The 19920-nt window shown below is 44.6% G+C and carries 14 protein-coding genes; 4 read left to right on the forward strand and 10 right to left on the reverse strand.

The features are described 5' to 3' along the window. Positions 1 to 198: 198 nt before the first annotated feature. The 3 genes from L0G63_RS00940 to ilvA form a co-directional block, all read right to left on the reverse strand. The gene (locus tag L0G63_RS00940) at positions 199 to 696 is read right to left on the reverse strand and encodes a low molecular weight protein-tyrosine-phosphatase (RefSeq protein WP_301448963.1); all 498 of its coding nucleotides are present in this window, start codon (positions 694 to 696) and stop codon (positions 199 to 201) included. A gap of 171 nt (positions 697 to 867) precedes the next feature. Continuing rightward, positions 868 to 1290, reverse strand: coding sequence for an RNA-binding S4 domain-containing protein (locus L0G63_RS00945; RefSeq protein ID WP_301448964.1), 423 nt, complete (start codon positions 1288 to 1290; stop codon positions 868 to 870). Positions 1291 to 1461: 171 nt separating this feature from the next. After that, positions 1462 to 3015 carry a threonine ammonia-lyase, biosynthetic gene (ilvA, locus tag L0G63_RS00950; RefSeq protein ID WP_301448965.1) on the reverse strand — a complete coding sequence of 518 codons (1554 nt, stop codon included), beginning with the start codon at positions 3013 to 3015 and terminating at the stop codon, positions 1462 to 1464. A gap of 298 nt (positions 3016 to 3313) precedes the next feature. Here ilvA and rpiA point away from each other — a divergent pair, with 298 nt between their 5' ends. After that, positions 3314 to 3973: a ribose-5-phosphate isomerase RpiA gene (gene rpiA / locus L0G63_RS00955; RefSeq protein ID WP_301449031.1), complete on the forward strand. Its 660-nt coding sequence runs from the start codon at positions 3314 to 3316 to the stop codon at positions 3971 to 3973. A 123-nt stretch (positions 3974 to 4096) separates the two neighbouring features. On the opposite strand, the gene argF is transcribed toward rpiA, so the two are convergent. The 3 genes from argF to dnaB form a co-directional block, all read right to left on the reverse strand. Continuing rightward, positions 4097 to 5017, reverse strand: a complete 921-nt coding sequence (gene argF / locus L0G63_RS00960) for an ornithine carbamoyltransferase (RefSeq protein WP_165597694.1) — start codon at positions 5015 to 5017, stop codon at positions 4097 to 4099. Between the two features lie 209 nt (positions 5018 to 5226). Beyond that, the gene (alr, locus tag L0G63_RS00965) at positions 5227 to 6333 is read right to left on the reverse strand and encodes an alanine racemase (RefSeq protein WP_301448966.1); all 1107 of its coding nucleotides are present in this window, start codon (positions 6331 to 6333) and stop codon (positions 5227 to 5229) included. 164 nt (positions 6334 to 6497) lie between these two features. Beyond that, on the reverse strand, positions 6498 to 7901 hold the full coding sequence (gene dnaB / locus L0G63_RS00970; protein WP_301448967.1) for a replicative DNA helicase: 1404 nt from the start codon (positions 7899 to 7901) through the stop codon (positions 6498 to 6500). A 297-nt stretch (positions 7902 to 8198) separates the two neighbouring features. Here dnaB and pdxA point away from each other — a divergent pair, with 297 nt between their 5' ends. Continuing rightward, positions 8199 to 9293 carry a 4-hydroxythreonine-4-phosphate dehydrogenase PdxA gene (gene pdxA / locus L0G63_RS00975; RefSeq protein WP_301448968.1) on the forward strand — a complete coding sequence of 365 codons (1095 nt, stop codon included), beginning with the start codon at positions 8199 to 8201 and terminating at the stop codon, positions 9291 to 9293. A gap of 250 nt (positions 9294 to 9543) precedes the next feature. Here the strand turns inward: pdxA and L0G63_RS00980 are convergent, their stop codons facing one another. Further along, complete coding sequence (locus tag L0G63_RS00980; RefSeq protein ID WP_144296245.1) at positions 9544 to 10014, reverse strand: hypothetical protein; 471 nt, start codon at positions 10012 to 10014, stop codon at positions 9544 to 9546. A 449-nt stretch (positions 10015 to 10463) separates the two neighbouring features. On the opposite strand from L0G63_RS00980, the gene rsmA reads away from it, so the two are divergent. Next, on the forward strand, positions 10464 to 11327 hold the full coding sequence (gene rsmA, locus L0G63_RS00985; RefSeq protein ID WP_301448969.1) for a 16S rRNA (adenine(1518)-N(6)/adenine(1519)-N(6))-dimethyltransferase RsmA: 864 nt from the start codon (positions 10464 to 10466) through the stop codon (positions 11325 to 11327). A gap of 43 nt (positions 11328 to 11370) precedes the next feature. Further along, entirely contained in the window at positions 11371 to 12207 is an 837-nt protein-coding gene (locus L0G63_RS00990; RefSeq protein ID WP_301448970.1) for a symmetrical bis(5'-nucleosyl)-tetraphosphatase, read from the forward strand. Between the two features lie 836 nt (positions 12208 to 13043). On the opposite strand, the gene L0G63_RS00995 is transcribed toward L0G63_RS00990, so the two are convergent. The 3 genes from L0G63_RS00995 to L0G63_RS01005 all read right to left on the reverse strand — a co-directional run bounded on the left by L0G63_RS00995 (position 13044) and on the right by L0G63_RS01005 (position 19636). After that, on the reverse strand, positions 13044 to 15494 hold the full coding sequence (locus L0G63_RS00995; RefSeq protein ID WP_301448971.1) for a site-specific recombinase: 2451 nt from the start codon (positions 15492 to 15494) through the stop codon (positions 13044 to 13046). Positions 15495 to 15727: 233 nt separating this feature from the next. Further along, a complete protein-coding gene (locus L0G63_RS01000; protein WP_301448972.1) occupies positions 15728 to 17512 on the reverse strand; it encodes an acyl-CoA dehydrogenase C-terminal domain-containing protein in 1785 nt (594 codons plus the stop codon). Between the two features lie 330 nt (positions 17513 to 17842). Beyond that, positions 17843 to 19636 (reverse strand): acyl-CoA dehydrogenase C-terminal domain-containing protein, encoded by a 1794-nt coding sequence (locus L0G63_RS01005; RefSeq protein WP_301448973.1) that lies wholly within the window; start codon positions 19634 to 19636, stop codon positions 17843 to 17845. Positions 19637 to 19920: the final 284 nt, after the last annotated feature.

The raw sequence follows: 19920 nt of genomic DNA on the forward strand, positions 1-19920 counted from the left end.
AACATAGCCTATGGGGCAAAATGATAATAAATAATAAGGTAGCTATAGTTGATTCAATTTAAAAGAGATACAAGGCAGTTGAGTGCAGACGTAACTGTGATACTTCAAGCGCGGTTAACGCTGCAGCTCTTTTATAGAGGATTAACCATATTATAGAGGATAACGGATGCAAGAGTAGCAGAAATATAGAATTTATGGCTAGCAGGCTTTCCAGCTTTCAATCCAAGCCTTTGCACTTGATTCGATACGCTCGATCACCTCTTCGAAATCATCGTTATCGCCTTTATATGGATCTGGGACATCGGTACCGCCATAGGTAGGGTCTTCTTCACTGAACAGGGCCAGTCGGGCTAAGTCCTCTTCTGACTCTGCCATGTCGTCTTTAATGGCTTGTAGGTCAGCCAAATTCTGTGAATCCATGGCTAAGATCAAATCAAAATCACGGAAGTCATCGGCGCTGACTTGGCGTGCAACGAGCTTATTTATTTTGTAGCCGTGAGACTTGGCATGACGCTGTGAGCGTGCGTCGGGCGAGTCACCAACGTGCCAGTCACTGGTGCCTGCTGAGTCTATTTTTATGGAGAGTCCAGCGATTGCTGCCTGCTGACGGAAAACTTCCTCAGCGGTAGGGGAGCGGCAGATGTTTCCTAAACAAACCAATAATACAGACGAGGGAGTACAGGCTTTCATCAGCATAACATGACCTTTTATAACAAAAAAAACATGCTATAAGAAACCAGCATTATTCATGTGGCTTTTATTAGCATGCAATCGAGTAAAGCAATGACTAGCGTAACGCTTAATGCTTGGAATGGCAAGGATAGAGACTAGACAATAGCGTCACGTGACCCTGATTCTTTGACCATATCAATCTTGCTTATTTTTAAAGCGCTGTAAGTCACGGCGCTCTTTTTTGTTGGGCTTATTATCAGGACGAGCAAGGTTGGCAAGTTTGCGCTGTTCTGCATAATAGGCACGCCGCGTTTCGCTCTCTTTGGTTTCTGAATATAGTACTTCAGCGGCGGCAGCGTTGCCACGCTGGGCCGATAGTGCCTCGACGATGACAGTTTTTTCGGTCATGGCGGTCGCTGAGCCTTGACGGATGGTTAGCTCATCACCGACTGAAATCTCTTTACTTGTTTTTACGCGGCTGCCGCCATAATGCACACGCCCGCTTTCAATGGCTTGCTTGGCAAGGGTGCGCGTGCGATAAAACCGAGCGGCCCATAACCATTTATCGAGACGAATTTTGACCAAACCTTGGGTGTTATCATCAGTATTTTTTTTCATAAAGCTCACTCTGTATTTGTTTTTATATCAAATAATATGAGGGCATATTTGGTATTTACAAATAAGGTTTTGTGTTCGTCGCCGTCTGTAGCAGATTATAGAAAGTAAAAAGCGACCCATCATATGACAAGTCGCTTTTATAATAAGGTCTAAATATATCCCGTTAAGTCATTATTTCAAAAATAACTGATAGCCAATATTGTCATTGACGGTCATGCAGTCGTAGCCGATGTCTAGTAAGGCATCTTGTAGCTGGCGAGAGTTGCTTTCTGAGGCTTGTAGACCAACCAGTACACGGCCTTCAGCGGCACCATGATTACGATAATGGAATAAAGTGATATTAAAATCATCGCCTAATTTTTCTAGGAAAGTAAGTAAGGCACCTGGGCGCTCTGGAAACACCACCTGTAGCAGCTGCTCATTTTCGACCTTGGCATGACCACCAATCAGATGGCGAATATGCGATTTGGCGATATCGTCATCGGTCAAATCATAAGCACTATAGCCATCATTTGCCAATTGAGTACTAATAGTTTGACGCTCTTTTTCACCTTCTTTTAATGCAATACCGACAAAGATTGAGGCAGGCTCCATTGAGTCTGGTGACTTTTTGCTATCGGCACGGTAGTTGAACTCAGTAATATTACGACCATGCAGACTGCGGCAGAAGTTCAAGAAAGCGCCAGTTTGTTCTGGGATAGTAACACCAAAGATAGCTTCTTTTTTCTCGCCAATCTCAGTGCGCTCAGCAATATAACGCAGACGGTCAAAATTCATATTAGCGCCGCAAATGATGGCCGCGCAGTTTTTGCCCGTAATCTCGTTGGCTTGAAGGTATTTTTTCATACCAGCAACCGCTAACGCGCCTGCAGGCTCCACGATACTGCGGCTCTCCTCAAACACATCTTTGACCGCTGCGCAGACTTCATCGTTGCTACAGGTGACGACGTTAGGCTCCACGATAGGGCCTGAATTGTCACTTTTCTGCGTACGCACGACGTCAAAAGGCAGTTCACCAATTTGTGCGACTGCCACGCCATCGACGAACAGTCCGACTTGCTCAAGTTTGACACGTTCACCCGTTTCAAGTGCGGCTTTTAGGCAAGCTGATTGTTCCGCTTCTACCGCGATCACTTTGACATGCGGTGCCACTTCTCCCAAAAATGCGGCGACACCTGAAATCAGACCGCCACCACCAACGGCAACAAACACATAATCCATGTTACGCCACTGTTGGGTCAACTCAAGCGCGATGGTTCCTTGCCCAGCAATCACCAATTCATCATCATAAGGCGGTATAAAGGTCAGGCCCTCGCGCTCAGCACGCTCAATAGCATAGCGGTTTGCTTGATCGAAGCTATCACCGTGCAGATCCACATTACCACCGAGTGCTCTGACGGCATCTACTTTGATGTCGGGAGTCGTGGTTGGCATGACGATGATGTTATTCAGTGACAGTTTGCGCGCCGAGTAAGCCACGCCTTGTGCATGGTTGCCTGCTGAGGCGCAGATAACGCCGCGCGCTTTTTGCTCATCGCTTAGCTGACTGATACGATTATAAGCACCGCGCAATTTAAAGGATTTGACCGGTTGTAAGTCCTCACGTTTAAAACGAATGTCATTGGCAAAACGTTGGGTCAGCTTGGGCGCCGTTTCAAGTGGTGTTTGAATAGCAACGTCATAGACGGTGGCTTGTAGTATGGCTCGTACCCAGTGTGACAGCATAGTAATCCCTAAACAGAATGAATATAAAAACGAAATAGATTAGCCTATGCTGATTTTGAGTATCTTGCAAGACTCAATTGCAGTTTTCTTAGGGTTTTATGCCCGAAAGCCACTAAAGTGAAGACATGCGGCAAAGATCAGTATCAGTCCAGTACTCGATAAATATGCAGTGACCAGCCAATTAATGATGTGATTGCGCTAACATCGATGAATATCATCGGTTATAATAGCCGCGCATTTTATCTGTTTTAGCCTTTTACTTTTTTAAGACCATACGTTTATTTTCCAAGGATTTATGATGAGTGATCAGCAAGCACAAAAGCAAGCCGCCGCCCGCGCTGCCCTAAGCTATATCGAAGATGATATGATACTTGGGGTAGGGACGGGTAGTACGGTCAATTGTTTGATTGAGTTGTTGCCACAATTGAAGCTTGCTGGTGCGGTTGCCAGCTCACAGGTGACTGAAGACAAACTGCGTGCGCTTGGTATCGAAATTGTTGATCTAAACTTTGCTGGTACGCTAGATGTTTATATTGATGGTGCTGATGAGGTCAATGAACACTTGCAACTTATCAAAGGCGGCGGCGGTGCATTGACTCGCGAAAAGATCGTCGCGGCTGCTTCCAAAAAGTTTGTGTGTATGGTCGATGAGAGCAAAAGCGTTGAGATCTTAGGTCGCGCGTTTCCAGTACCAATTGAAGTCCTGCCGCAAGCGCGCTCTTATGTCGCGCGTCAATTAGCAAAATTGGGCGGTGAGCCTGTCTATCGTGAAGACTTTGTCACTGATTACGGCAACGTCATTCTAGATACTTATGACTTGGATGTGAGTAATCCAATCGCGCTTGAAAAAGAGCTGAATAATATCGTAGGTGTGGTCTGTAATGGTATCTTTGCGGCGAACCAAGCGGATGTGCTATTAAAAGCAGGTGCAGATGGCGTAACGACGCTCACGCGTTAATTCATATCCATACGCTTGCTAAGAATTGAATAATGCAAAAGGCAGACTAGTATATAGTCTGCCTTTTTTGTGTCTTGCTTGACAAGTAACTTACTTTGCTTAGCTATGAGGGTGTGTAAGTGATTAAGACAACTTGATTTTGTCTTTTAGCAAAAACTCCATCAAGGCTTTTTGCGCATGTAGACGATTTTCGGCTTCATCCCACACAACAGAGCGCGGATCATTCAGCATATCATGGGAGATCTCTTCGCCGCGGTGAGCAGGTAAGCAATGCATAAACACCACTTCAGGGTCAGCTTTGTCTAATAGAGACGGCGTCACTTGATAAGGGGCAAAACGACGTGCGCGCGTATTTTGCTCGGATTCTTGACCCATACTTGCCCACACATCGGTGACAATTAAGTTAGAATCTTTTGCCGCATCTTGGACGTTTTCGACCAAGCTCACGCAATGTGAGAAACGTTCCATAAGCTTTGGATCAGGCTCGAACCCATAAGGCGCTGCTACTCGTAATTCAAAACCAAACTGGTTGGCCGCTTGCATAAAGGATGAGCACATATTGTTGCCATCACCGACCCATGTGACGATCTTATTTTCGATGCTACCGCGATGCTCATAATAAGTCTGCATATCAGCAAGTAGTTGGCAGGGATGATAGTCATCGGTCAACGCATTGATAATAGGGACGCTTGAGTATTCAGCAAAGGTCTCGACTTTTTCGTGCCCAAAGGTACGAATCATGATGATATCCACCATGCTGGAGATCACACGAGCAGAATCCTCTAACGGCTCACCGCGACCGAGCTGCGTATCGTTGGGTGATAAAAATATAGCATTACCACCAAACTGACCCATACCCGTCTCAAAGGAGATACGCGTACGCGTCGAGGATTTTTCAAATATCATGCCAAGTGTACGACCAACAAACGGCTGATATATCTCGCCTGCATGTTGCATCTTACGCAATTCGCTTGCACGTTTGATTAAGTTTTCTAGTTCTTGTTTGGTTAAATCAGATAAGGTTAAAAAATGGCGCAAACTCATAGTAATCCTAGCAGTCGATCGCAGTCAGTGAAACGTCATCAGTCTTCAATAGCATCGCGTCAGTGCGTATACTGGGTTGATAACAAACTTTTAGTATAGCGTATTTACTTTCAATGTAAACGTGCAATTTTACCAAGATTACATAGCTCACCAAGTAGACTAAACTCACATCAATGAGCTATCAATAACGGTTTGCTTAAGGTGAGTACCTAGGCCTGTATACGGTCTGGACGTATGCTGAGACGGCACAATAGCTCATAACTAATGGTCCCAGCATGTCCTGCCACTTCATCGACACGCGGCGCATCGCCCCAGAGCATGACTTTACTATCTAAAGTAAGGCTTTCAGGCGCTGTACTGACATCAATGACGATCATATCCATTGCCACACGCCCAATCACAGGACAGCGGTAGCGTTGATTGTCGTTAGTGTCGATGACGGTGACATAAGCGTCGTCACTTATTACACGCGGGTAGCCGTCTCCGTAACCCACACTCACGAGAGCGGTTCTGGTGTCTTGCTGCGCACGCCAGCGGCTACCATAGCCGATCGCATCATTGGCACTGACCGTTTGTAATGCCATGATTTGAGCACTAAATTCCATCGCGGGCTGCAAGTCTAAATCCTGCGCGCTTTTATCGACGACAGGCGAGCTACCGTATAAGATGATGCCTGGGCGTACCCAATCATAATGGTGCTCTGGGAAGTTGACGATGCCAGCAGAGTTGCATAATGAGCCTTTGATATCTAGGCTAATGGTATCTTTCAAAGTCGCTAATACACTTGAGAAGCGCTCAATCTGCATGGCATTTAATGGATGGTCATGATCATCAGCGTTGGCAAAATGTGTGGCTAGGATCAACTGATAACCTGCGTCATGCAAACGCTTGGCTGCTGATAGTACGCCCTCAGCATTGAAGCCTAAGCGATTCATCCCCGTGTTGTATTTTAGCCAAACCACATTAGTCGCACTACCAGCTGGTGGGATATTTTGCAGTGCCCATTCTATCTGTGGTCCGTGGTGAATCACGCAGCTAATATCATGATCAATGGCTTGTTGCCACTCATCAGCGCTAAATGCCCCTTCTACTAGACCAATGGTTTTATCCCAGCCCAGTTGTCTAGCTTCTAATGCTTCGGTTAAAGTCGCAACCCCAATACCATCTGCTTGCTGCAGGGCTGGTAATACCGCTGCAACGCCATGCCCATACGCATTGGATTTGACCATCGCTAAGACTTTTGCTTGCGGTGCGCGTTGTTTTACTTGATTGAGATTATGAGTAATGGCTTTTGGTTTTATGGTAATGGTGCGCATAATCGCCTTCTTTATGAGTGGAATTATGAAGTGATAAAGCCAGTACGGCATCAACGGAGTTGATACTATACTGGCTATTTGGTTAAAGCTACTTACTAACTTATGAGTAAGCCAAAATCGGTATGGACTTACATTTTACTAAGACTTAAATGTTATAACGCTGATTACTCGTCATTTTCAAAACTGACGCCCTGATAGTATTCAGGGGTTAGATTAATGAAGCGGGTAAACTGACCTTCAAAGCCCAAACGTACGGTGCCGATAGGGCCGTTACGTTGTTTACCAATGATAATTTCCGCCACGCCTTTGAGGTCTGAGTTTTCATTATAAACCTCATCACGATAGATGAACATAATCAAATCGGCATCCTGCTCAATTGCACCAGACTCACGCAAATCCGACATGATGGGGCGCTTGTTTGGGCGGTTCTCTAGACTGCGGTTAAGCTGCGACAAGGCAATCACTGGGCATTCAAGCTCACGTGCGAGTGCCTTTAGACTACGAGAAATCTCAGAGATCTCCCCCACACGGTTACCATCTAGGCTCGGTACTTTCATCAGCTGGAGATAATCGACGACGATGGCACCCAAACGACCATCATGGTTTTTGGCAATACGTCGACAGCGTGAGCGCATCTCGGATGGCGGCAAGGCGGTACTGTCATCAATATATAAATGCTTAGACTGTAGATGCTGAATGGCGTTCATCATCTTTGCCCACTCATCTTCATTCATTTGCCCGGAACGTAGATGCGTCTGGTTAATTGCGCCCCATGAAGACAGCAAACGCATGACGATAGACTCTGCCGGCATCTCCATCGAAAACACGACAACGGGCAGGTTTTCATTGAATAAAACCCCTTCTGCTAAGTTCATTGCAAAGGTGGTTTTACCCATAGAAGGACGAGCGGCGACGATAATCAAGTCGCCTGATTGTAGCCCTTGCGTTTTATTATTCAGCTCGACAAATGGCGTCTGCAAGCCAATCATGCCATCGGGGTTGGATTTTAGCTCTTGGATCTGATCAATAACATTGGTTAAGACCGAGGTAATACCGACAGGGCCACGCTGCTCAGCACGTTTGTTATGCTGCTCATTGATGCTAAATATCTTGCCTTCGACATTGTCCAAGATATCGCTGACGCTTTGGTCTTTTGGATTGTAGGCCAGCGCTAGCATGTCATTACCGGTGGTAATGAGCTGACGCAGCGTTGAGAGCTCACGTACGCGCTGAGCGTAAGCGGTCAGGTTAAACAATGTTGCCGGACTTTGGCTCAAAATATCGGCTAAGTAGCTGTCACCTCCTGCGCCTTTGAGCAGCTTTTGCGCCTCTAACCAGTCGTGTACCATGACCGTATCATAAGGCTCATTCACGGCTGCAAGGTGAGCAATCGCATCAAAAATATATTGATGTCGCCCCGCATAAAAGTCATCTTTGGTGACGATATCGGCAATCTTATCATACGCCTCTTCGATACTCATCAAAGACGCGAGCAATGCCTTTTCAATATCGATATTGTGCGGCGGTGTCTGATTGAGTAAGTCGTCGGTTTTGTCGTTTTCTGCCATGAGTGCCTAATGAGTCAAAATGGGTATAAAAAAGAGATTGATGAGCGTGCAAAACAGGCACAGTATTTCTCTACGTTAGAAATACCAAAACATGGTTTTAGATTTGCCTGCAAATGCTACAATCAGAAGCGAAAGTTTAACACATTATGTGATTTTTTAGGCTGGGTAAGCAACTAAATCTACAGTGGTTGTTATGCATAAAATAAGAGACCGCATCCATTGTCTAAACGTAACAACTGAAAATATTGACGATAAATATAATAAAATCAAAAGCTTAAATAAAATAAGGCTATTGCTATGACAGAAAAAAAACGTCCATTATTAATCACGACAGGTGAGCCTGCGGGCATTGGAATGGATGTCGTACTGAGTTTGGCGGCAGAGGGCAAGCTGCAAGATTTTGACCGTCCCATCTGGGTGACCGCTGACGCAAACGCGATGCAAGTCCGTGCAAATGAGCTGGTTTCAGCTGGCGTGTTGACAGAAGTGCCTATTTGGCAAACCATTGACAACAAGGCTGATGACTTTGATATGGACGCGGCCGAGCAGATAGCACAGCAGGATATAGATGCTGATAGTGCTTTTATTTTGCTTAACGTCCCTTGCGCAGGACCAGTTACTGGCGGACAAATCAATACTGCTAACTCAGCGATGGTGGCTCAGCAATTAGACATTGCTCATCAGTTAGCAGTAAATGGAACAGTCGCCGCTATCGTCACAGGTCCCTTACAAAAATCAGCGCTGATAGATGCTGGTATCAAGCTGTTAGATGGCACTATGTTTAGCGGTCACACTGAGTTTTTTATGCAGCAAAGTGGCTGTGAGAAAGTCGTCATGATGCTAGCCAATCAAGCGATGAAAGTCGCGCTTGTCACTACCCATTTGCCATTAAAAGACATACCTGCTGCGATTACTGCCGACAATGTACGCCAAACGGTACAAATCGTCATCGATGACATGAGAGAGAAGTTTGGTCTCATGCAGCCTCGTATCTTGGTTTGCGGCCTCAATCCACATGCAGGCGAGGGTGGGCATTTGGGTATGGAGGAGATTGAGATTATCAATCCAGTCTTACGAGAGTTCACCGATGCGGGTATCAATATCTCTGAGGCGATGCCAGCCGATACGTTATTTACGTCCAGACATTTGGCAAACTGTGATGCGGTCATTGCGATGTATCACGATCAAGGGTTGCCCGTACTCAAATCACACGGTTTTGGCGATACTGTTAATTTAACCTTAGGCTTGCCTTATATCCGCACCTCTGTCGATCATGGCACCGCGCTTGATTTGGCAGGGCGTGGCGGCGCAAGTGCGACGAGTTTATACCAAGCCATTGTAATGGCAAATGAGATGGCAGACAGATCCATTGTTAGTGGAACTATTGTATAAGTTGCTGTCTTATCTAGATGTGTTAGGCATTATGGGATAAGTCTAATGTCAGCTATGTCTATTTATAAATTATCAAGCATGACCTGATATAAGTGGTTCCATTATACTGGTATGTTTTAAGTGGCCTATAAATGGGTTTGAAGGGTGAAATAGCTGGTTCCGCTGGGGTATACATTAGGATGACCAATCAGGTGCTTTCGCTGGTTCGACACCCTACATGGGAACTATACTCTCAAATAATAAACTCATGCTAATCAAATAGCTTTTCAACAAACAGTTCATAATTAAAATCACCTTCTCTATCCATAAACTCTGGATTCAAAACGCCTGTATTCGAATATAGGATTGCCCACCAATTCTTATCAGGAGATAGTCTATCAATTTCAGCGCTTACAGCCATGCTAGACTGTATCGGCAAACCTGAAAAATCATTTGTTATTAAATGTGCCAAAAGTTCTTTGATTTTCTGTTTTTCCTGTTCTTCATTTAATTTAGAACCGTTAAATACCTCATCAAAAAACTCGTCGTGCTTTAACTTAAGGTTTCCATCAATCTCATCAACGTAGTCGTTAGTCCAGAAAATTAAATCACTCCAATATCGATATGGAGAAATTCGACTGATTTCATCCAAAACTTTGTCATCTTCTTGCTCACTTAAAGTATTTGATAATAACTTATCAATAAGAATGGTCATTTTTTCTCTAATTTCTTCTTGTTTCATATTATTTTCGTCTCAGAATAATTTAGTCAAAACCATTTAACATAACGTTCGTAACGACTCATACTATCAATTTCATGGTATATAAATTTATACCTAAGGTTAGTATTCCGATGCCTGTATAGCGCACCGATCACTAATGGAATATTTATGGTAAGTACACCATGAAGTACACTGCAACCAATTCAGAGATTTTAAACCTTGATACTCCTAGCCCACAGCCTAGTGTTCAAGTCCTCACTAGGGTACCACCCTTATTCTTATAAAGCTGCATTATGGTAAATGGTTCGGGAGCAAAAAGCTGCCGTGTTGATTGTGCTAGATTGTACATGGTTTATAGATAGAATATCTCAAAAACACGCCCTAATTATGAGCTGTGTTATAATTTGCCATTATAACACCAGCACATTGCTACCATCTCTCATTTATCTTTTATACATTAAGACTCTCTTATGTCCAACTCTACATTTGATGCTCAAGCCATTTCTAACAGTTTACGTACAGCCAAGCACCAACCGCGTAAGCGCTTTGGTCAAAACTTCTTGCATGATACCAGCGTGATTCGCGAAATCGTGGAAAGCATTCGTCTCGAGCGTGATGATAATTTGATTGAGATTGGGCCTGGTATGGGCGCATTGACCGAGCCTCTATTGGCAGAAGTAGATGCGATGACAGTGGTTGAGCTAGATCGCGATTTGGCAGACAGCTTACGCATTCGTATTGGTGCCAATAGCCATCCAAATTTTACGATTATCAAAGATAACGCCATGCATGTGGACTATCGTGAGTTTTACAGCGAGGAGCGCGGTAAGCTGCGTGTCGTCGGGAACTTACCATATAACATCTCAACGCCTATTTTGTTTCATTTGCTGAGCTTTGCCGATGTCATTCAAGACATGCACTTTATGCTACAAAAAGAAGTGGTTGAGCGCATCACAGCCGACGTTGGTAGCAAAACTTATGGTCGTCTGTCTGTCATCATGCAGTATTACTGTGATACAGATTATTTGCTCACAGTGCCTCGTGGGGCTTTTAATCCTCCGCCAAAAGTCACCAGTGCCGTTTTTCGCCTAACGCCGCATATCAACAAACCCGTGGTGGCAGAGGATGAAGCACATTTTGCTATCGTGGTACGTGAAACTTTTAATCATCGTCGCAAAACGCTACGCGCTATCTTCAAAAAATCAACCTTGTTGCCGACGCTGAGTGAGGATGATTTTGCCGCTTGCGGTATCGATCCGCAGGCACGTCCTGAGACGTTGAGCGTTACAGATTTTGTCAATCTAAGTAATCAAACACGCCATATAGACGTTTGATCCAAATAACTCCCAATTATCATATAAAAATCATAGAGGGATTATGAGTTTTCGCCATCAGTATGTCATTGGGGATCTGCAAGGTTGCCATGCCGCCTATCTACAACTGCTACAGACACTAAATTTTGATCCCGCGCAAGACAAATTATGGTTTGCGGGTGATTTGGTGGCGCGTGGCGAGGATTCATTAAATACGTTACGCGATGTCAAATCATTGTGTGAGCAAGGTGCGGCAGCCATTGTGTTAGGCAATCATGATCTTAATTTGATTGCCGTCTGGCGCGGCGCGGCAAAACTCAAGAGCAAAGACAAAACTGCGCCTATTTTTGCTGCTGATGACTGTGAGGAGCTGCTCGAATGGTTACGGCATCAGCCGATATTGGCGTATCCAGATGAGCGTACGGTATTAGTGCATGCAGGTATCCCTCCGCACTGGAGCATTGAGGCAGCAGCAGGCTATGCGCAGCAGCTAGAGGCACAGCTACAAGGAAGTTTAGAGCAGCTTGATGAGCTGTTGCCTAATCTGTATAGTAAAAAAGCGGATAAGTGGCATGATGATATTGCAGGATTTACCAAAATGCGGGCGATTGCTAACTACTTTACGCGTATGCGCCTGTGTAAGCAGGATGGGGCGCTTGAGTTTGATTTTAATGCTGGGCTTGATGAGCCGATGCCAACCGATTTTTTGCCTTGGTTTGAGTGGCAAGTACCGCGCACACGCAAGATACTGTTTGGTCATTGGGCGGCCCTAAAAGGTGAGGTTGACTTGCCATATGCGCGTGCGCTCGATGGTGGCTGCGTGTGGGGCAATTATTTATTGGCTTATCGCTTGAGTGATGGTCAAGTAACAACTTCTAGCGCACAGTGCTCAAGTTTTTAGCGAGGGTTAAAATTGGCTTAATACAACAGGCTGAATAAGAGTTGCATTTAGATGCATCTTAGTAAAACCTACCAATATTGCTCCATATATATGAAAAAATCATCAAATCTAAAATAAATATAATAATAAGAATTTTTGATAAAACTTTAATTGTCTTAACATCATTTTTGTCTGCTTTAGCCCAATTCATCATAATAAGTATGATTAAAAATATAATCAAAATAGGCGCTATGAAAATACTAACTATTAGATCTCTTGCAAAAGTACCAGTTTATTGACTTTCACTGACGGAGTTGCAAGGGCTAGCGATGACTTATGCAAGAATTCTATTGCTAGAGTTGGAAAGAGGTAAGAAGCAATTATAACGAAGCAGTAGGTCATATTGAACCTTGTCATAATAACTAATGCTCCTACTCGTTTGTAGCAGCAGTCTTGCTTATTCTTGAACACGCAATATGGCATGCCGAAGGTCAAGATTTTATTTTTGTTTGGTCACAGATACCGATTGGTTGACCAATTCTATAGATCCGAATGCGGTTAAGGACGCAACGCTGGACGCGTCGGATCCAACACCGATGCGGATCATCGTGTCGGCTCCCTTCAAGATAGACTTCAGCCACGGCATGAAAGTTCTGCGGCGTCACATCGGGCGCGTAAACGCTTTTGATAGCAAAGCGTATGTTGGGCAGGTAATGGCTGTTTTGAAAGTACATAATTCATAAGATAAAGGTAACATGTCATATTAATCCCTTTTAGCTTACTCTCATGACAAATGTTGTGACGATTAAGTCAAAGATCAGCTATCGACCTTGCATAAAACCACCTAAACTACCCAATTAATCAGGCAGCTTTGGTGGTTTTTTAGGTTTTGGCAAAGGTGTTTTGGCATCACCAGTCGACTTATCATCATCAGCATGATTTGACTCATGACCAATACTATCGTTAGTATCGTGATTGATAGTATTGAGCGTCTTGGTGACCTTATCGTATTGGATATCATTGGTATAAGGCTTACTGTTTAGTTCTTCATCTGCTAGTCCATCATCTAGGTCTATAATCTTTTTGGGAGAGTTATGAGGCTGATTGTGATCGCCTGGTGGTTGACTGTCATAATATATGTCCGTATTGGTTTCTGAATTTTGCGCGGTTGCTTGCTTGGATTCGGGCAGTATTCTGACATCGGATAACCGGCGTACCACATAATTACTTGGTACGGCTTTTCCATTTTTTTGTGCGGAGGTATCATCAAATATCATATGACCTTGACTATCAATACGCGCATACTTCATTGGCTTATCACGCGGCCAGAAAAAATCAGAAGGGTGGCTGATGATGTGTCCAAAGACCAGCTTTGTGAGGCGACTCCATTCAAAGAAACGCACTTCTTTGGAGCGTAAGGCGACAAACAATGCCAGCGAAAAGCTGACGATCAGGTTGACCATACCAATAAGTGCCACGCCAAGTATAGAAACTAAAATGAGGCTCCAGCTGATGTCATCGGCAGATATATTGAATAGGCCATGTGCCAAGTTCGCGGAAGCAAAGGCAATATGGCGGATGTCAATTGGCAAACCAAATATATAGCCGATGGTGGCGGTACTCCCTAAAAAGACCCCGAATAAAAAATTACCCATGATGGCGCCTAAGTTGGCTTCTATAAAGCCGCCTAAGCGCTGAAGCCATGATTTAGGCAGGATATATTGTAGTAGCTTATGGCGTTGTATACGCGCACCCACATGGTTGTATACTGCCAAATTGTCATAGTAGCCTGCAATAAGACCTGCTAAAAACAAATATACCCCAGCAATTGCAGCATGGGGAAGAGCCAATGAATGAAACGGATCCAAGTCATGCAGCAGATGACTTGCTTTTTCTGTGCCAATCATTGGCGCGCCTGTATACTGCAACCAAGCAAAAGAAATAATAAGCGCAACAGGAACGGCTAACATGACGTTACCCATGATAGCGATGAATTGCGTACGCAAGATATCAACGACCAACTCTGATAATTTAGTCAACTGATGCGATTTTTTGCCAGAGCCTTCAGAGATGGTGGAAGCGATAGCGGCGGCGGTCATGGCTGGCTGCTTTGTCGCTACTGTGCCTCGAATCACGTGAATGAAAACGAAGCCTAAGCCATAAATCATACTGTTAATAAATGCTCTACCCATCGGCGCGAGTGCCAATTGATAAGCCAGTATTTTTATAGTGGCCATAAAGGCAATGACGAAACCGCCAATAGAGGCCTTTTTGAGCATTTTTTGATAGCCAGCCTTGTCGGTGCTGATATAGTGCTCACCCACGCGACTGGCGTTTTCGGTGACTTTGCGTGACAAGAGTTTTGTGTTGTTATCAATCAAGTGACCAATGCTATAGCGGCGATTGGCAGTGGTAATCAGTGTCTGGATCAACTCAATGACGGCGCGATCTCTTCTTTGATTGTCGTCTGTGACCAGCTCCGTCAAGATACGCATGCGCTGCAAGCTTTGATCTAAGCGCAGCATCATATTGGTCAAGCGAATAGAAATACCTGTTTTGTAGATCCGTTTGCGGATAGTCGCAACGATATCTTCGCATTGCTCAATCATAACCAGCAATGGCGCTGGATCAACGGCTTGCTCTGGGGTGATATCTGTTAAGGTATCGAGCTCATGCGCTTGTCTATACTGATTGACAAAGAGCACCGCTTCTTGGTTTTGGGCAACAAAAGAGGCGGAGTAGTTGAGCATCTGCGGATAAGAATCCATCAAATCAGGATGTAAGCCCAGACCGCTGATGCGATAAGACAAAATAATAATCGCATTCAAAATACTGTTCTTTGCTGTAGCAACCAAGTCTAGGTGTTTTGACTCCACCCGAAGCAGTTGCACAAGCTCATCCCATTTCTGAGTCTCGATATTGGCAAGCCAGCGCTCGTCGGTACGCTTATCAAATAAATAGCCGATCAATTCGACAACTGAATCGTCTTGAGGCAATATTGGCAAAAAGCGGTGACCAATTAACCGCCGTAAGCTGTTGAAAAACCCTTGGTCAGACATGATTCCAGTATCAGTATAAAGCGCGATTTGACGATACTGGATAATCAGTTTTAAAACGAAGCTAGAAAGCCCATCGCCGTATTCTGGATGTTGATGGAGAATATCAATAAGGGTTTGAATGTTTTGGTTGGCTAAAGCAGGTTCTTTGTCGCTGACTCGTAGTTCCTCGATCAAGCGTTTGAGCACCGCAGGATCGGGCACATCACTTAGGGCTGTAATCTGTTGTAATATGCGTTTTAATTCTGACACGTCGCACCCTTTGTTGTGGTTGTTTCAATCGTTTTTATTATTTAACAATGTGCATGATATTGTTAGGAATCATGGCTTTTTATGGCACTTAAGTGACACCTTATCTTGCGCTATTTTAATCGTAACCACGCATGGATAGTGAATTATTTTGTTAGCAGTTATTTTGCCAAAAAAAAGGACAGTCATTGAACTGTCCTTTTTTCATGGTTTTATCGGGTCTTCATGATGAGCATTTAGCTGGCTGGTACATCAAAGTAGTCAAGATCAAAGTTCATCATCGGGTCACTACCAGCTTTGACCATTTGTGCATGAGCATCGATACGTGGCAAGATACGGCCAACGAAGTAATCTGCAAGCTTGGCTTTATTGGTGTAAAAATCGCCTTCTTTACCGTTGGCGGCTTCTACCATCAACGCAAACATGTATGAGTAAGCAAGGTAGCCAAAGGCATGCATATAATCAACCGCACAGCCATTGATTTCGTTTTTGCGTTCGCCAATATTGTTCAGCACCGTTGTAGTGAGCTCTTCAATCGTATCCGCCGCATCCAAAGTGGCTTGTTTGATACCATGATCCGCTTGCATGTTTTTGACGAAATCACGAATCTCACCCAAGAAATGCATGACATATTTGCCGTTATTTTTTGCCACTTTACGGCCTAACAGATCAAGTGCCTGAATACCGTTGGTACCTTCATAAATCTGAGCAATACGCGTATCACGAACGATTTGCTCCATACCCCATTCGCGGATATAGCCATGACCACCGAAGACTTGCTGGCAATCAACGGTTGCTTCTAGCGCTTTATCAGTCAAAAATGCTTTAGCCACTGGCGTCAGTAGGGCAACACGAGCAGCGGCGGCTTTTGCTGATTCAGGATCGGTACTAAATTTTTCTTCGTCTAGGTTTTTGGCGACATACATCGCAAAGCAACGTGAAGCTTCAGTGTTGGCTTTGGCGTTCAATAGCATGCGACGGACATCTGCATGGTGGATGATGGCATCCGCAGGTTTTTCTGGGCTTTGTAATTGCGTATCGCTGCGGCCTTGACCACGGTCGTTGGCATATAGAGCCGCGTTCTGATAAGCAAGTTCAGAACCACCAAGACCTTGTAAGCCCATAGTGACACGCTCATAGTTCATCATGATGAACATTGAGGATAGGCCAGTGTTTTCCTCACCAACCATCCAACCTTTGGCATCATCAAAGTTCATGACGCAAGTGGCAGACGCTTTGATACCCATTTTGTGTTCGATAGAGCCAACAGCTAATGTATTGCGCTCGCCCAAGCTACCATCTTCATTGACCAAGAATTTTGGCACGACAAACAATGAGATGCCTTTTGAGCCTTCTGGGGCATTGGGGGTTTTTGCCAATACCAAATGAATGATATTGTCAGTGAGGTCATGCTCACCACCAGTGATAAAGATTTTGGTACCAGAGATATTGTAGCTACCATCATCGTTAGGCACGGCTTTGGTTTTAATGATACCAAGATCAGTACCTGCATGCGGCTCTGTCAAGCACATGGTGCCCGACCATTCACCGTTATACATTTTTTCTAAGTAAGTTTGCTTTTGTTCTTCAGAGGCAGCCGCATTCAGACACAGCGTTGCACCGACGGTCAGGTTGGGGTATAGGGCAAACGATTGGTTGGCCGTAAAAACCATCTCTTCGGTGAGCATGGTAACCATTTTCGGGAAGCCTTGACCGCCGTATTCAGCGTTACCGCTTAAGCCAACCCAGCCTGATTCAGCATACTGTTTGTACGCGTCTTTAAAGCCTGCTGGCGTAGTAACAACACCGTCACCCTCAAAGGTTGCACCTTCTTCGTCGCCGCTACGGTTGATAGGCAATAGAATATTCTTTGAAAGTTTTGCCATTTCTTCCAAAATCATATCAACCGTTTCCATGTCGACATGAGCTAAGTTTTCGTTATTTTGCCAAAATTGTGGCGCCTTAAATACATCATTCAACATAAAACGCATGTCATTAAGAGGGGCGTTATAAACAGCCATAAACATTCCTTTGGTTTAAATAGATAAAATTGGAGTTGTTAAGATTATCAACTGTTCTCTTGATGTAACCTTAGCGATTCATATTCAAAGTTTAACAAATAAGCTTGTGAGCGGGTGTATTTCTTCGTGAATTGTGCGTGCACCAAAAGTTAGCAGCCACTATTGCAGTCATTGAGTAGGTTTTGGACAGAGCAACTACTTATAAAAAGCACGCGACTGGTTGCTATCAACGATCATAATCAGCACAGTAAGACCCATACCAAAAAAAATCGGCAACACACCGAAGTATGTTGCCGATAAAAATACGATATGAGAGGGATTTGGGGCTAATTAAAAAGCAAACTGGTCCACATCCATGCTCATGTATGGCTCAACGCCTGTGCTGATACGCTGTACATAGGTCGTGGTGCGTGGTAGTAGTTTAGTGAAATAGAACTGAGCCGTTTTGACCTTGGCATCATAGAATGCTTTTTCGCCAGTGCCGTCAGCAATAGCGGTTTGAGCAACCAATGCCATACGCGCCCATAAATAAGCCAAAGTTACATAACCACTAAAGTACATATAATCAACCGCGGCAGCGCCAACAGCGTCTGGGTTTTCAGTGGCTTGCATCCCAATACGTGACGTTAGATCACCCCATTCTTTGACATGTTTGGCAAGCGGGCGGATGAACTGACCCATCTCGTCATTTTCTTTGTTCTCTTCACAGAATGTTTGGATAATTTTGACAAAGTTTGCAAGCAGTTTGCCTTGCGAGCCCAGCACTTTACGTCCAAGAAGATCAAGAGCTTGGATCTCAGTGGTGCCTTCGTATAGGCAAGCAATACGGGTATCACGGACGTTTTGCTCCATGCCCCATTCGCTAACAAAACCATGACCACCGTAAACTTGAACACCGTGATTGGCAGCTTCGAGCCCCGTTTCAGTCAAGAACGCTTTAGCAATTGGTGTCAACAGTGACAGCATTTGATCTGCAAATTTAAGATCATCGCCTTCGCCTTTGGCAACGGTATCGGCAAAGTGTGAGAGGTAATAAACGAGCGCACGACCACCTTCGGCAAAGGCTTTTTCGGTCAACAGCATGTTGCGAACGGCTGGATGAACGATGATTGGGTCAGCAGCTTTCTCTGGCGCTTTGGCACCTGATAGCGCGCGCATCGCTAGGCGATCTTTTGCGTAAGTCAATGAGCCTTGGAACGCATATTCTGCTGCAGTCAAACCTTGAACAGCAGTACCGATACGAGCGACGTTCATAAAGGTAAACATGCACTGTAAACCGCGGTTTTCTGGGCCAATCAAGTAGCCTTTTGCACCATCAAAGTTCATCACGCAAGTCGCTGAAGCTTTGATACCCATTTTGTGCTCAATAGAGCCACAGACGACGTTGTTGTTTTCGCCAAGGCTGTTGTCTTCATTGACCAACACTTTAGGTACGATAAACAGTGAGATGCCTTTGGTGCCAGCAGGCGCGCCTGGTAGACGGGCTAGAACGATATGAATGATGTTGTCGGTGAGGTCGTGCTCGCCTGCTGAGATGAAGATTTTTTGACCGGTGATGCTATAAGTACCGTCATCATTTGGCTCAGCTTTGGTACGGATAATACCCAAGTCAGAACCCGCATGGGCTTCTGTCAAGCACATGGTGCCTGACCATTCGCCGGTGACCATTTTTTCTAGGTAAGTTTGTTTTTGCTCATCAGTGCCATGGTGCTCGATGGTCTGGATAGCGCCATGCGATAGGCCAGGATACATAGAAAATGACCAGTTAGCCGTACCGACCATCTCATTGATGACCGTTGATAGTGAGAACGGCATGTTTTGACCACCAAACTCTTCTTCAGCAGATAAAGCAGGGAAGCCAAGCTCACAGTACTGCTTATAAGCGTCTTTAAAGCCTGTGGGTGTGGTCACAGTACCGTTGTCAAACTGGCAGCCTTCTGCATCGCCGCTTTGGTTCAATGGTGATAGCTCGTTTTCGGCAAAGCTTGCCGCCATCTCAAATAGGCTGTCCATCAACTCACGATCAGCCTCTTGAAATGCAGGCAACGTTTTGTAGTGGCTTTCACTATCGAGTAGCTCATGCATCACGAATTGAATGTCACGTAAGGGCGCTTTGTATTGCATAACTTCCTGTCCTTTTTAGAATGTAGTTGATGATAATCAATAGCGAGCCTATGGTTGCGCTGTCTTATAGCGTCCAAATTTAGCTCTCGTCAATCTGAGCAGCCTAAATAAGTGTATAAAAATAGGTAGTAAAACAGATCAATCAAGTCATCGATTACATAAAATAGTATTAAGAATAATGGTGATCGCCAGAGTCGGTTTGATAAATAGTAAGCTCTGACAAATTCACTATAAAAGATAGGCGTTCATCGGTGATTATACAAGTTTGGTGAAAGCACTGATAA

It is taken from the genome of Psychrobacter sp., from assembly GCF_030454045.1.
Taxonomy (GTDB): domain Bacteria; phylum Pseudomonadota; class Gammaproteobacteria; order Pseudomonadales; family Moraxellaceae; genus Psychrobacter.